The following is a 14,586-nucleotide window of genomic DNA, read 5'->3' on the forward strand; positions in this document are numbered from 1 at the left end:
ATGCTGCGTAAGCGAAGTCCAATCAGAGATTACCAAGCGGAAGCCCGACTGTTTCGTCGTCGAGCTATCGTCGCTTTCATGGGAATTGTCGTGGCAATGGGTGTGCTGATCACCAACCTCTATCATATTCAGGTGAAACAGTACCAAGATTACAAAACCCGCTCCAACGATAATCGCATTAAAATTGTCCCGATTGCCCCCAACCGTGGGTTAATTTACGATCGCAATGGTCATTTACTGGCGGAAAATCGTCCTGTGTTTAACTTGGAAATTATTCCTGAACAAGTAAACAATATGGACGATACCATCGCTCGTCTGCAGCAAATTTTAACCATTCCAGAAGAACGAATTGCGGCGTTCGAAAGAGATCGCCGCCAAACTCGACGCTTTAATGCCATTCCTCTACTCACACAACTCAGTCATGAAGATGTGGCGAAGTTTTCCGTGCATCAGCATAATTTCCCAGGGGTATCGGTGAGCGCGAATTTAAAGCGTTTTTATCCTTATGAAGAAGTCTTAACTCATGTAATTGGCTACGTATCACGAATTAACGATCGCGATGTAGAACGACTACAACGTGAAGGTAAAGCCGCTAACTATCAAGCAACACGCGATATTGGTAAGTTAGGTATTGAGCGTTACTACGAAGATCTGTTACACGGCACCGCTGGCTATCAAGAAGTTGAAGTTAATAGCCGTGGACGCATTATTCGGACCTTAAAATACGTGCCGCCGTCTCCCGGTAAAGATATTGTTCTTAACTTGGATATTGACTTACAGCTTTATATCCATCAATTACTGGACGGTCGCCGCGGCTCGGCGATTGTCTTAGATCCAGAAGATAACGGCATACTAGCGATGGTCTCAAGCCCAAGTTATGACCCGAACCCTTTTGTGCATGGCATTTCATCAACCGAATACAATAAGTTACTGAATGACATTAACCGTCCTTTAGTTAACCGAGCGACCTTGGGGATTTATCCACCAGCTTCAACCGTAAAGCCGTTTATTGCTCCAGCAGCATTACACGATGGCATCATTACGCCAAGAACGACACGTAACGATCATGGTTCTTGGCAAATCCCCAACTCCGACACGCGCCCTTTTCGAGACTGGCTGCGCTGGGGGCATGGCAGGGTTGATATCTTAAAAGCGATTGAAGAATCGGTAGATACCTTTTTCTACCAAATTGCGTACGACATGGGAATTGATAACCTATCGACTTGGATGATGCGTTTTGGGTTTGGAGATTTAACTGGCATCGATATTTTCGAAGAAAGTCGAGCCAATATGCCCACTCGTGAATGGAAAATAGCTCGTCATCGTACCCCTTGGTACAAAGGTGACACTATCCCGGTTGGAATTGGTCAAGGTTATTGGACCGCAACACCAATGCAATTGGCGAAAGCGACTTCGGTGGTTGCGAATAAAGGGAAAGTGATTGCCCCGCATTTACTGCGCTCTACGATTAAAAACGGTCAGCCTTTCTCGACTCAAAAAGAGACTGAGTACGTAATCTTCCCTCCTCTTGATGAAATTGATGACAAGTACTGGGATATTGCGATACAAGGGATGTATCTGGTTAACCACGGTAGTCGAGGCACCGCTCGACGTGCCTTTCAAGGCTTAAAATACAAAAGTGCCGGTAAATCAGGAACCGCGCAGGTCTTTGGCCTAGCGGAAGGTCAAGAGTATGACGCCGACGAACTGGCTGAACATTTACGCAATCATGCACTCTACGTTGGTTTTGCGCCCATCGATCATCCGAAACTGATCGTCAGCTTAGTGCTCGAAAACGCAGGTGGTGGTTCCGGTGTTGCAGCTCCCGTCGTGAGACGTATTTTTGATCATGTGATCTTGGGGCCACAAGAGGATAAACCATAATGAAGATGGATCCCGCTACCGGACAAAACCGGGCTTTTTTTGAACGTTTGCATATTGATCTGCCCTTATTACTTGCTCTATTAGTGGTCATGGGATTTGGCTTGGTGGTGATGTACAGTGCTGGTGGACAAAGTTTAGCGATGATGGAGCGCCAAGCCATGCGTATGGTTATGGCGCTGTTAGTGATGGTTGGCCTAGCACAGCTCTCACCGAGAAGCTATGAACGTTTAGCGCCGCTGCTGTTTTTTTGTGGTGTGATATTGTTGCTGGGGGTACTCTTTTTTGGAGAATCCTCCAAAGGAGCACAACGTTGGCTCAATCTCGGTTTCATCCGTTTTCAGCCATCAGAACTGCTGAAACTGGCTGTACCACTAATGGTGGCACGATATATTGGTCAACGGCCAATCCCCGCTGATGTAATGACCTTAACCGTCGCATTAATGATGGTCTTTTTCCCTGCAATATTGATCGCCAAACAGCCTGACTTAGGGACCTCCATTTTGATTGCAGCTTCCGGTATTTTTGTTATTTTCTTAGCCGGTATTAGCTGGAAAATCATCTCGGCAGCCGTGATCGCCGTTAGTGCATTTGTCCCTGTCATGTGGTTTTTCTTTATGCGCGAATATCAAAAAACTCGCGTACGTACCCTGTTTGATCCAGAATCCGATCCACTGGGAGCTGGGTATCACATTATTCAAAGTAAAATCGCGATTGGTTCGGGAGGCTTATCAGGTAAAGGTTGGTTACATGGCACCCAGTCTAACTTAGAGTTTTTACCCGAAAGGCATACTGACTTTATCTTCGCCGTCATTGCTGAGGAATGGGGGTTGATTGGCGTACTTGTTCTGCTCGCAGCCTATTTATTTATTATTGGTCGAGGACTGTACCTTGCTGGTAGTGCTCAAACCGCTTTTGGTCGGATGATGGCGGGAAGTATTGTTTTAAGTTTCTTTGTCTATGTCTTTGTTAATATCGGCATGGTGAGTGGCATTTTACCCGTTGTTGGCGTCCCGCTGCCCCTGATCAGCTATGGCGGTACATCGATGGTGACACTCATGGCCGGATTTGGCATTTTGATGTCGATTCACACCCATCGTAAAGCGTTTTCTAAGGCGAATTGAACCGTATGAAATCATCTCACTATCCATTGCTCTTAAGCTTACTTTGTAGCGCTTTACTCATCGGTTGCAGCAGTAAACCAACCGGGCGTTACGCTTTATTTAATGATATAGCGCCTAATACGCCGATTTCTGTCGCACATATTGAAGATGCCTATCCTCAATACGAACCCTACAGCTTAGGAGGAAATCGCGATTACACACTGCGCGGTGAGAGCTACCAGATCATTCGTAACCCCAAGGGGTTCACTGAGCGTGGCCAAGCGTCGTGGTATGGGAAAAAATTTCATGGCCATCTAACGTCTAATGGCGAAATTTATGACATGTATTCAATGACGGCTGCACATAAAACGCTGCCCCTGCCAAGCTATGTCAAAGTCACCAATTTGGATAATGGCCGAGAAGCCATTGTTAGAGTCAATGATCGTGGTCCATTTCATGAAGGGCGGATTATTGATTTAAGTTACGCTGCCGCGTATAAGTTAGGCGTCATTCAAACGGGGACAGCCAATGTTGACATTGCGGTCATTACCGTAGAAAGAAACAGCAATCGTCCTCTTAAAACACCGTTTGCCCAGTATGTTATTCAAGTTGCTGCCTCCCAGCATCAACAGCGAGTAGAGCAGTTATCCGCCGAGATGAGTGACCAACTGACGGTCCCAAGTTTTGTCGAGAGTAACAATCAACAGCATCGGTTATTTCTAGGGCCGTTTACTGACTATGCCCTGACGCAAGAAATACTTGAGCGTGTAAAATCGCTCGGTTACGACACCGCTTTTGTGAGAAAACACCACGCAAAACCGTAACGTCGATGCAAAGCAGATCGGTCTTCTCCTTTATCCGCTCAACGATACATGGAGGAATGAGCGGTCTGATTTGCAAGGTCGTTTCTGTTAAGCTATTCGATAACTAACCAATAGTTTTAATATTATTATGAAAAAAATCTCTCTATTTTCTGTTTTAGCGACATCTTTTGCGCTATCTGCTACGTTTTCAGCATCCTCTTTTGCTGCACCGACTGTCATTCCAGATGCCCCACAAATTGCCGCCAAAGGCTATGTGCTGATGGACTACCATTCAGGGAAAATCCTCGCTGAGAAAGAGATGAACACAAAGCTCTCTCCAGCCAGTCTAACCAAGATGATGACCAGCTATGTTATCGGCCAAGAGCTTAACCGTGGCAATATTTCTCTCGATGACGATGTGGTGATCAGCGAAAATGCGTGGGCGAAAAACTACCCCGATTCATCAAAAATGTTCATCGAGGTAGGCACTTCGGTTAAAGTCCGAGATCTGAATAAAGGGATTATTATTCAATCAGGTAACGATGCCTGTGTTGCGATGGCAGAACATGTCGCAGGTTCAGAAGATGCTTTTGTCGATCTCATGAATGCTTGGGCCAGTTCACTGAACATGACCAACACACATTTTGCCAATGTGCATGGACTCGATCACCCTGAACTCTACTCTACGCCTTATGATATGGCCTTATTAGGTCAAGCATTAATCCGAGACGTGCCAGATGAATACGCTCTCTACGCCGAGCAAAAATTCACCTACAACGGCATAACCCAATACAATCGTAACGGACTACTTTGGGATAAAAGTATGAACGTCGACGGCATTAAAACTGGCCATACGACTAATGCTGGTTACAGTTTGGTCAGCTCAGCGACCGAAGGCAACATGCGCTTGATTGCCGTCGTGATGGGGACTAAAGATATTAATTCTCGTAAAACGGAAAGTAAAAAGCTGCTCAGTTACGGTTTCCGCTTTTTTGAAACAGTCGCTCCGCACAAAGCAGGCGAAACCTTTGTTAACGAAACGATTTGGATGGGCGACAAACCAACCGTTGCACTGGGTGTAAAACAAGATACTTACGTTACGCTGCCACGCGGTCAAACCAAAGATCTGACGGCTAGCTTTGTCTTAGAAAAAGAGCTCAAAGCACCAATCAATAAAGGGGATGTCGTGGGTACCCTCTATTACCAAGTACAAGGTAATGAAATTGCTCAATATCCTCTGATGGCGTTAGAAGATGTCAAAGAAGGTGGTCTATTAAGTCGTCTATGGGATTACTTAGTACTACTCTTTAAAAGCTTGTTCTAATTCCGAGTGTTAAAGGGGTGGTAGCCTCCCCCCTTTAACACTTGCTGCAATGTGGGTACGTTTGCTAGCTCAGCGAAACTCATCGCCGCGTTAGCCTATCGCCAACTTGAGATATCTTTAAATTGACGGTACTATCCGCCACCGCTTAAGCAAATCTTGGAGCTTTCACTATGATGACCATTAACTCTGATGCCAAATTAAAAGATCTTTTAGAGTTTCCTTGTTCTTTTACTTACAAAGTTATGGGCCATGCGAAACCTGAGTTACCAGAACTTGTGTTAGAAGTGATCCAGCGCCATGCTCCTGGTGACTATAGTCCGCGAGTTAAGCCAAGTGGCAAAGGCAACTACCATTCGGTTTCGGTGACCATTACGGCGACGTCGATTGAGCAAGTAGAAACACTGTATAAAGAGCTAGGCGATATCGAGATCGTCCGTATGGTTCTATAACACTGAGTTGCAGCGAAACATCAAAAAAATTTTAATTGTTATACATTATTTTTAAAGCAGCATTATGCTGCTTTTTTTTATTTTTCATCACCTTAAATTACTCATAAAAAAAATGAGGTTAAAAAAATCCCCGAGATGAGTAGTTCAAAGCGTCTAAGATGTTTATAATCAAAAAACTTTATATATCACTGGTGGGCAACGACAATGGATAATCCGCTTGTTATCAGGCGACTGGGTCGACAAGATTATTTGCCTGTTTGGCAAGCCATGCATCAGTTTACCGATCAACGTGATGAACAAACGGCCGATGAAATATGGCTTGTTGAACACCATCCCGTTTTTACCCAAGGTCAAGCAGGTAAAGCTGAGCATCTTCTCAATCCAGGAAATATCCCGGTCGTACAGAGTGATCGTGGTGGTCAAGTCACTTATCATGGCCCAGGTCAATTAGTGGCCTATGTGTTGATTAATTTAAGACGCAAGAAGCTCGGCGTTAGAGAATTGGTCACTGGTATTGAACAACTCGTGATCGACACTTTAAAAACCTATCATATTAATTCTGCCGCTCGCCCAGATGCTCCAGGTGTCTATGTCGATGGAAAGAAAATATGCTCACTAGGTTTACGTATTCGTAAAGGCTGTTCATTTCACGGTCTTGCCCTTAACGTCAATATGGATCTTTCTCCTTTTCTGCGCATTAACCCTTGTGGTTATCAAGGCATGGAAATGGTGCAAGTCTGCGACTTAGGTGGGCCAGATAACTTAGCAGAAATTGAACAGCAAATGATCCAAGAGCTTGTCCGTTTATTCGGTTATCAACAAGTCGAATTCAGCACAGAAGCACCTTTTATAGGTAAAATAGCATGAGCAAACCAATTCAAATGGAAAAAGGCGTTAAATACCGTGACGCCGATAAAATGGCACTGATTCCGGTGAAAAACATGCCGGTTGAGCAAAAAGAAGTGCTACGTAAGCCATCGTGGATGAAAATAAAACTCCCTGCCGATAGCCAGCGTATACAAGAAATTAAAGCCGCGATGCGTAAAAATAATCTTCACTCTGTCTGTGAAGAAGCGTCTTGCCCTAACTTGGCGGAGTGCTTTAATCATGGCACCGCTACGTTTATGATCCTTGGTGCTATCTGTACTCGACGTTGTCCATTTTGTGACGTAGCCCATGGACGCCCGAATGCCGTTGATGCCGCTGAGCCGAAAAAACTCGCTGAAACCATTCGTGATATGAAGCTCAAGTATGTCGTGATCACTTCCGTCGACCGTGATGACTTACGCGATGGTGGCGCTGAACATTTTGCAGACTGCAACCGCGAAATTCGCGCGCTCAATCCGGGGATCCGTATCGAAACCTTAGTCCCTGATTTTCGTGGTCGCATGGACATTGCGCTAGAAAAACTCAAAGACAATCCGCCAGATGTGCTTAACCATAACCTAGAAACGGCTCCACGCCTGTACCGTAAAGCGCGCCCTGGGGCAAACTATAAATGGTCTTTAGAATTGCTGCGTAAGTTTAAAGAGCAGCATCCTGATGTACCAACAAAATCAGGGATCATGATGGGCTTAGGTGAAACTAAAGAAGAGATCATCCAAGTCTTAAAAGATTTACGAGAGCATGGCGTGACGATGCTAACATTAGGTCAGTATTTGGCACCAAGTCGTCACCATCTACCAGTTGAGCGCTACGTGCCACCTGAAGAATTTGATGAACTAAAAGAGATCGCTCTTGAGCTTGGCTTTACCCATGCTGCGTGTGGACCTTTTGTTCGCTCATCTTATCATGCGGATTTGCAAGCGAAGGGATTAGAAGTCAAATAACCCTATCGAATCTATACGGTTATCAGCCTACAACAACTAGGCTCAACGCGATGAGTTAATGACTAGCGTGAGCCTATCAATCAATATCGCTGATTGATGGTTATCACGTTACAAAAATGGCCCGCTTAGCGGGCCATTTTATCTACTATGACAAAGTATTAAGCGTAAACCGGTAAGCGTTGACAAATCGCTAACACTTTCTGTTTAGTCGCTTCGATAACTGCTTGATCGTTGGCGTTATCTAATACGTCACACATCCAGTTTGCCAAATCTTGTGCATCTTGCTCAGTAAATCCACGACGTGTGATCGCTGGCGTTCCAATACGGATACCCGAGGTTACAAATGGGCTACGCGGATCGTTGGGTACCGAGTTCTTGTTCACGGTGATATTCGCAGCCCCCAGTGCGGCATCGGCTTCTTTACCAGTAATGCCTTTATCGATCAGATCAACTAAGAATAGGTGATTCTCGGTGCTGTTAGAAACAATCTTGTAACCGCGCTCTTGGAATTGAGCCACCATCGCTTTGGCATTTTTTACCACGCGAGCTTGGTACTCTTTAAACTCAGGCTCCATTGCTTCTTTAAATGCTACCGCTTTAGCCGCAATAACATGCATTAATGGACCACCCTGCCCACCCGGGAAAACCGCCGAGTTAAGCTTTTTATACATCTCTTCACCCGCATTGGACAAAATCAAACCACCACGAGGGCCGGCTAACGTTTTATGGGTCGTCGTGGTCACTACATGCGCATAAGGGAGCGGCGTTGGATAAACTCCAGCAGCAATCAAACCAGCGACGTGTGCCATATCGACAAAAAAGTAAGCGTCAACTTTATCGGCAATTTCGCGCATCCGTTTCCAATCAACGATTTGCGAATAAGCCGAGAAACCACCAATGATCATTTTTGGCTTGTGCTCAAGAGCCAGTGCTTCCATCTCTTCGTAATTGATCTTACCGCTTTCATCAATACCGTATGGGATAATATTGTAGTGCTTACCAGAAAAGTTAACTGGAGAGCCATGAGTTAAATGACCACCATGAGCCAGACTCATGCCTAATACAGTATCACCTGGGTTAAGCAACGCCATATAAACGGCACTGTTAGCCTGAGAACCAGAGTGTGGCTGAACGTTAGCGTACTCACAACCAAATAGCTGACAAGCGCGATCAATCGCTAATGCTTCAGCTTTATCAACGTATTCACAACCGCCGTAATAACGTTTGCCTGGGTAACCTTCAGCGTATTTGTTGGTGAGCTGAGAGCCTTGTGCTTCCATAACCCGTGGGCTAGTGTAGTTTTCTGAAGCGATAAGCTCGATGTGTTCTTCTTGACGAAGCGTTTCTTCTTGGATTGCTGCGAATAACTCCGCATCGTAATCAGCGATATTCATATCACGCTTAAGCATCTGTATCTCCTGACTCAGATTTATCTGAAATTAGCTATCCCCAAACGACTTAGTATCTTTTGGGCATAAAAACCACACAATGACCCAACGCAAACGTTTTCGTCACCCTAACGGCGCGCATTCTACCTAATTTAACGTGTCTCATAAAGTGTAAATTACATAAAATATCATGCAGTTTTTTCATCATGACTAACGATAATAGTCCGCTTAACGTGAACCTATCGCTTAAGTGTCAATGTTACGCTTTACAGCCTGTAAAACGCCAATGACATAGATCTACCTTAATTTCACCTAGTATGCTACCGGAAATCGCGACTTTTCATTACTATAGCGCGCAACTATTCCCTCTAATCCGATTGATCTTTTGAGCTGTAGCAATGGATAAACACACCCACAAAGAAGATATAATCGCCATGCTGACTGGAACGTTCTTAGTCGCGCAAGGCGTCTTTTTTCTCCAAGCTGGAGAACTACTGACTGGCGGAACCGCTGGATTAGCACTGCTGATGACCCACTTTTTGCCTTGGTCATTTGGCTGGCTGTATTTTATAGCTAATAGTCCATTTTATTTATTAGCTTGGCGTCGTTTCGGTGGTCGATTTGCTATCAATAGCGCCTTATGCGGGGCATTAGTCTCAGTTTTTACTGATCATTTGGCCATGTTCATTACCCTTAGTGAGATAAATCCATTTTACTGTGCGCTGGCGGGCGGACTATTAATGGGCCTCGGCATGCTGATTCTTTTTCGTCATCGCGCGAGTTTAGGCGGTTTTAATGTCCTCTGTTTATCGATACAAGATAGGCATGCAATACCTGCGGGTCATGTACAGATGGCGATCGACGGATTAATACTGAGTGCTTCTTTGTTCTTTATTAGCCCGAGTACCATGTTGTTATCCATTTTTGGGGCGATTATCTTGAATCTAGTACTGAGTATGAATCACAAACCCACTCGCTATAACGTTACTTATCAACCTTAAATCTAAGTGCTAGTCATGAAAAACGCCTTAAGCCGACATCGGTTTAAGGCGTTTTTCTTTATACGCTAATCAAAACAGCGCTCATTATTGATTAATGGGTTGCACGTGATTTCACATCATGACTGATCGCTTTATCCAGTTCAGCAGCCACGTGGCCCGGTGAACGCGTCGTTTGTGAAATCAGTCGATACATCGCTGGAATAACAAATAATGTCACCAATGACGCAAACGCCATCCCAAAGAAAATCACGGTCCCGACCGAAACTCGACTTTCATAGCCCGCTCCTGTCGATAAAATCAGTGGTATCGCTCCAGCCAGTGTGGTGAACGCCGTCATCAGAATCGGCCGTAGACGTCGCGCAGCAGCATCAATGATGGCTTTCTCGAATTCATAGCCTCGATCGCGCAGCTGGTTGGCAAATTCAACAATCAGAATACCATTTTTCGTCACCATACCGATCAGCATGATCATCCCAATTTGGCTATAAATGTTCATCCCCTGCCCCATGACAAATAGCCCGACAAATCCACCGAACACGCCCATAGGCACAGTGAACATCACCACTAACGGATTGATAAAGCTTTCAAATTGCGCCGCCAAGACCAAATAGGCGACTAGCAAAGCTAATGCAAAGACAATCGCAACACTGGATTGATTTTCTCGAAAATCTTTCGATTCCCCCGAGTAACTGACGGTGATATCACTCGGTAATATCTCTTGAGCTGTCTTATCCAAAAAGTCGAGCGCTTGGCCTAAGGTATACCCCTCGGCAAGGTTAGCCGTCATAGTGATCGCTTTTTGCTTATTGTAACGCGCTAAACGAATCGATGATGCGACCTCTTCAATATGGGTCAAAGTGTCTAAGGTCACTAACTCCCCTGATGCTGTTCGCAAGTAGATCTGACTCAAATCTGAAGCGTTATTGAAGCGATTTTCGTCACCACGTAAATACACATCGTATTCTTCTCCTCGCTCGACAAAGGTTGTGACCTTTTGTCCACCAAGCATCACTTCTAGGGTATTAGAAATCTCTTGTACACTGATACCGAGTTCAGCGGCACGCTGACGATCAACCGACACAACCAGTTCTGGTGTTTTCTCTGAATAGTTACTGTCAACACCAGTCATCATCTGTGATTCTGTTGCACGCTGTTTAAGCACCTCAGTCCATTGTTGTAGCTCTTCATAATCGGATCCACCAAGAACAAACTGCACTGGTTCACTAGAGCCGCCTCTAAAACCTGGCATGAATGGGAACACGCGCACATCAGGAATACCCGCCAGCGCTTGTCGTATATGATTCAAAGCCTGTTGAGCGGTGATATCGCGCTCATTCCAATCATCGAGGATCATGATCACAAAGCCGGTTTGATCGCCAGCGTTACCACCAAACGCTGGCGATTGGATACTAAAGGACTTTAAAAAGCCTTGGCCTAGTAATGGCATTAACCGTGATTCGACCAAATCCATATTAGCTGCCATGCGGTTATAACTGGTCGCATCAGCACCACGTACAAACGCAAAAATCACGCCGCGATCTTCAGAAGGGGTTAACTGAGCGGGAACCTGTTGATTAAGCGCATAGCTGCCCCCAACACAGGCGATGATCACTAACGGCGCGGCCCACTTTGCACGCAAAGCGAGTTGTAAAGCACGACGATAGTTGGCTTCTAATCGAGCAAACAGTTTATCGACCATGCGATTAAAACGGTTCGGTTTGACATTGGCGCGTAAAATTTTGCTGCTTAGAACCGGGGTCAAGGTTAACGCGATTAAAGAAGAGAAAATCACGGACATCGCTAACAGAACCGAAAACTCAGTGAAGAGTAACCCTACCATGCCATCCATAAACGAGATCGGTAAAAAAACCATCACTAAGACCAGTGTGGTAGCAATCACCGCAAACCCCACTTCCTGCGCCCCTTTATAAGCCGCCAGCAAGGGTTTCTCTCCTTGTTCAATATGATGATAGATATTTTCCATCACCACAATCGCGTCATCCACCACCAATCCGATAGCTAAAATTAACGCCATTAACGTGATCAAGTTAATCGAAAAACCAAAATAATAGGCAGCAATCAACGACGATATTAATGAAACCGGCACGGTAACCGCAGGAATTAAGGTCGCACGCGCTTGACCAATAAAAATATACAGCACCAGTACCACCAGCCCACCGGTAATAAAGAGCGTGCTATAGACCTCTTCAATCGAACGCTCAATAAACACCGTTGAGTCGTAATCAATCGCCAATCGAGTTCCTTCTGGTAAAAACGGCTGAACACGATCGACTTCCTGATGAATCCGAGCAGCTACCTCCAGCGGATTGGCGTCAGATTGAGGAATAATCCCCATACTGACATTGACCACTCCATCACTTTTAAAGGTCGAGTTTTCATTTTCCGCACCGATAAAGACATCCGCTACATCGCGCAAATAGATCGGCGTATTATCACTGGCTTGTTTAATCACTAATGACTGAAAATCCTCTTCACTTTGATAGCTTCTCGCCGTGCGTACTGACATCACCGTAGAATCATTACGAACTTGTCCGCCGGGGCTTTCAATATTTTCTCGCCGCAACGCATTGGTAATATCGGTGGTAGTGATACCGCGCCCTGCCATTTGTTCTGGATTAAGACGAACGTACATAACTTTATATAAACCGCCCGAAATATCCACTGAGCTAACGCCACTGATCAAGCTAAACCTATCAACCAGTACGCGATCGATATAATCGGTAAGCTGAGTACGATCCATCGTGGATGAGCTTAAGTTAATGTATATCGAGGCCTCACCCGAACCATTATTCTTAAACACCTGCGGATCATCGGCTTGCTCTGGTAGTGATCGTTTCGCCCGCGCAACGGCATCACGAATATCGCTCACCCCTTCATTCAAATCGTAACCAAGCTTAAAGGTGACGGTAATTCGGGACATTCCATTACGGGTGGTTGAGCTAATTTCATCAATCCCACTGATCCCGGCCAATTGGTCTTCAAGTACTGAAGTGATTTGACTTTCAATAATGGTCGCAGAAGCACCGCTGTATCGGGTCGAAATTGAGACGACAGGGCTTTCAATATCCGGCATTTCACGTACAGAAAGTTTAGAAAAAGAAACCAAACCAAAAACACACAATAGTAAGCTTAACACCACCGCCGCAACGGGGCGTTTTACTGAGATATCCGATAACAACATTATTGTGCGCCTTTCTTAATCGGTTGACCGTCGGCGGTGACTTCTCTTACGCTTAATCCGTCACGCATATTGACAATTCCTTGAACTACAATGCGTTGACCAATCTCTAATCCTCGTTCAATCACCACTTGATTGTCGATTCGAGTGCCCAATAGCACCTCTGTACGAGTCACCCGATGATCGTCACCAACCACATAGACATAGCGTTTGGTGCCTGAATATTCTAGAGCTTGTACCGGGATGATCGGAGCTGAGATAGGCGGAAAGTCGAGTCGAGCAGAAATAAGCATCCCAGGTTTAAGACGTTGCTGAGGATTCTTAAACTCTATCCGCACGCGTAAATTTAACGTTTCTGGATTAATCCGTGAATCGATCGCAACGACTGTACCGGTGAAGACTTGATCAGGCCAAGCGGTCGTTTGTGCTAATACGGTCATCCCGCGTGATAAACTCGATAAATAACGCTCTGGTACATGCAAGTCTAAGCGCATCACCGATAGGTTATCCAATGTCATGAGTTCGTTCCCGATACTCACTAATTGACCACGATTAAAATCAATGAAGCCAATCGTGCCATCAAACGGCGCTGTAATACGAAAATCAGCCAACTGAGCTTGAGCAGCCGCTAGTCTTGCTTGAGCAATATCAACACTCGAGCGTTGAGCGTCCAGCTCGGTTTGTGTAATCGCATTACGTTGCACTAAGCGCTCATATTCCGCGAGTTTACGCTGTTCATCACGCAAATAAGCTTGCGCTTCGCTGACGGCGGCTTGAGCTTTAGCATCGTGTAATGTCATCAGCAATTGATCTTTTTTAACCAACTGATTGCTTTTAACCATGATGCTATCGATTCGTCCAGCCGCCTCGGCCGAAATACTTATCGATTGATCAGCCACTAATTTACCAATTAACGATAAACGTTGAGAAATTTGATGTACTTGTACCGACTCAATCACCACAGGCGTCGCCATGGGGGCAGAAGCCATAGTCGAAAAAATCGGCAATGAGATGAATAACAAAGCAACAAGTAGCGATATTTTTTTCATGATCAGGTTCAGGTAATAAGTTACTGATTCCATTGTAACCGTTTCTAAGAACAATAAACGTCAAGTAACGTAAAGATACTTTTAAAAACGGTAAGTTTACTCGTGTGAGTAAACTTAGAATAGAGGCGCTAACGTTCGCAATACTTTGATGATTGACGATAAACATCATTAATAAGGGCTTTGAGAGCAAGATGATGGCTTACACCATCACAACATAAGCAAACTAAGCAAACTAAGCAAACTAAGCAAACTAAGCAAACTAAGCAAACTAAGCAAACTAAGCATAATGAAGATAAACCTTAATATCTGCCATGTTCTGCCCAAAAAGCCAGCATTCAATTCAAAATCATCAAAAAAGGGTTTACAGTAAGGCCGAGTTTGATAATATGCGCTCCGCAGCTGAGCGATGCGTTGGGAAAACGTCGATTCAGCCTCGGATTGAATCGAGTTAATCCGTAAACCCTTGGAGGGGTTCCCGAGTGGCCAAAGGGAGCAGACTGTAAATCTGCCGGCTCCGCCTTCGATGGTTCGAATCCGTCCCCCTCCACCATATTCTCTCG

General features: G+C 45.1%; 11 protein-coding genes and 1 tRNA gene. 9 read left to right on the forward strand and 3 right to left on the reverse strand.

Annotated features, from left to right (window positions below; genetic code table 11):
* From mrdA to lipA, 7 genes are all read left to right on the forward strand, one after another.
* Positions 1-1,884, forward strand: coding sequence for a penicillin-binding protein 2 (gene mrdA / locus CAG60_RS06270; protein WP_161438514.1), 1,884 nt, complete (start codon positions 1-3; stop codon positions 1,882-1,884).
* Positions 1,884-3,005 carry a rod shape-determining protein RodA gene (gene rodA, locus CAG60_RS06275; RefSeq protein ID WP_161438515.1) on the forward strand — a complete coding sequence of 374 codons (1,122 nt, stop codon included), beginning with the start codon at positions 1,884-1,886 and terminating at the stop codon, positions 3,003-3,005. Before mrdA ends, rodA begins: the two co-directional genes overlap by 1 nt.
* Before the next feature lie 5 nt (positions 3,006-3,010).
* Positions 3,011-3,808 carry a septal ring lytic transglycosylase RlpA family protein gene (locus CAG60_RS06280; protein WP_161438516.1) on the forward strand — a complete coding sequence of 266 codons (798 nt, stop codon included), beginning with the start codon at positions 3,011-3,013 and terminating at the stop codon, positions 3,806-3,808.
* A gap of 127 nt (positions 3,809-3,935) precedes the next feature.
* On the forward strand, positions 3,936-5,111 hold the full coding sequence (locus CAG60_RS06285) for a serine hydrolase (RefSeq protein ID WP_040904560.1): 1,176 nt from the start codon (positions 3,936-3,938) through the stop codon (positions 5,109-5,111).
* 170 nt (positions 5,112-5,281) lie between these two features.
* Positions 5,282-5,560, forward strand: coding sequence for a DUF493 family protein YbeD (gene ybeD, locus CAG60_RS06290; RefSeq protein ID WP_072668655.1), 279 nt, complete (start codon positions 5,282-5,284; stop codon positions 5,558-5,560).
* Positions 5,561-5,764: 204 nt separating this feature from the next.
* Complete coding sequence (gene lipB / locus CAG60_RS06295; protein WP_161438517.1) at positions 5,765-6,427, forward strand: lipoyl(octanoyl) transferase LipB; 663 nt, start codon at positions 5,765-5,767, stop codon at positions 6,425-6,427.
* Entirely contained in the window at positions 6,424-7,389 is a 966-nt protein-coding gene (gene lipA / locus CAG60_RS06300; RefSeq protein ID WP_004395730.1) for a lipoyl synthase, read from the forward strand. The genes lipB and lipA overlap by 4 nt, the downstream gene beginning before the upstream one ends.
* 158 nt (positions 7,390-7,547) lie before the next feature.
* Here lipA and glyA read toward each other — a convergent pair whose 3' ends face one another.
* Positions 7,548-8,798: a serine hydroxymethyltransferase gene (glyA, locus tag CAG60_RS06305; RefSeq protein ID WP_154168768.1), complete on the reverse strand. Its 1,251-nt coding sequence runs from the start codon at positions 8,796-8,798 to the stop codon at positions 7,548-7,550.
* A gap of 377 nt (positions 8,799-9,175) precedes the next feature.
* Here glyA and CAG60_RS06310 point away from each other — a divergent pair, with 377 nt between their 5' ends.
* Positions 9,176-9,778, forward strand: coding sequence for a YitT family protein (locus tag CAG60_RS06310; RefSeq protein WP_161438518.1), 603 nt, complete (start codon positions 9,176-9,178; stop codon positions 9,776-9,778).
* Positions 9,779-9,869: 91 nt separating this feature from the next.
* Here CAG60_RS06310 and vexH read toward each other — a convergent pair whose 3' ends face one another.
* Both vexH and CAG60_RS06320 read right to left on the reverse strand, forming a co-directional pair.
* The gene (gene vexH / locus CAG60_RS06315) at positions 9,870-12,980 is read right to left on the reverse strand and encodes a vibriobactin export RND transporter permease subunit VexH (protein WP_161438519.1); all 3,111 of its coding nucleotides are present in this window, start codon (positions 12,978-12,980) and stop codon (positions 9,870-9,872) included.
* Positions 12,980-14,026, reverse strand: coding sequence for an efflux RND transporter periplasmic adaptor subunit (locus CAG60_RS06320; RefSeq protein WP_161438520.1), 1,047 nt, complete (start codon positions 14,024-14,026; stop codon positions 12,980-12,982). Before CAG60_RS06320 ends, vexH begins: the two co-directional genes overlap by 1 nt.
* Positions 14,027-14,491: 465 nt before the next feature.
* Here CAG60_RS06320 and CAG60_RS06325 point away from each other — a divergent pair.
* A tRNA-Tyr gene (locus CAG60_RS06325) sits at positions 14,492-14,576 on the forward strand.
* The last annotated feature ends 10 nt before the right edge of the window (positions 14,577-14,586 follow it).

The organism is Vibrio sp. V33_P6A3T137, assembly GCF_009904835.1.
Classification (GTDB): domain Bacteria; phylum Pseudomonadota; class Gammaproteobacteria; order Enterobacterales; family Vibrionaceae; genus Vibrio; species Vibrio metschnikovii.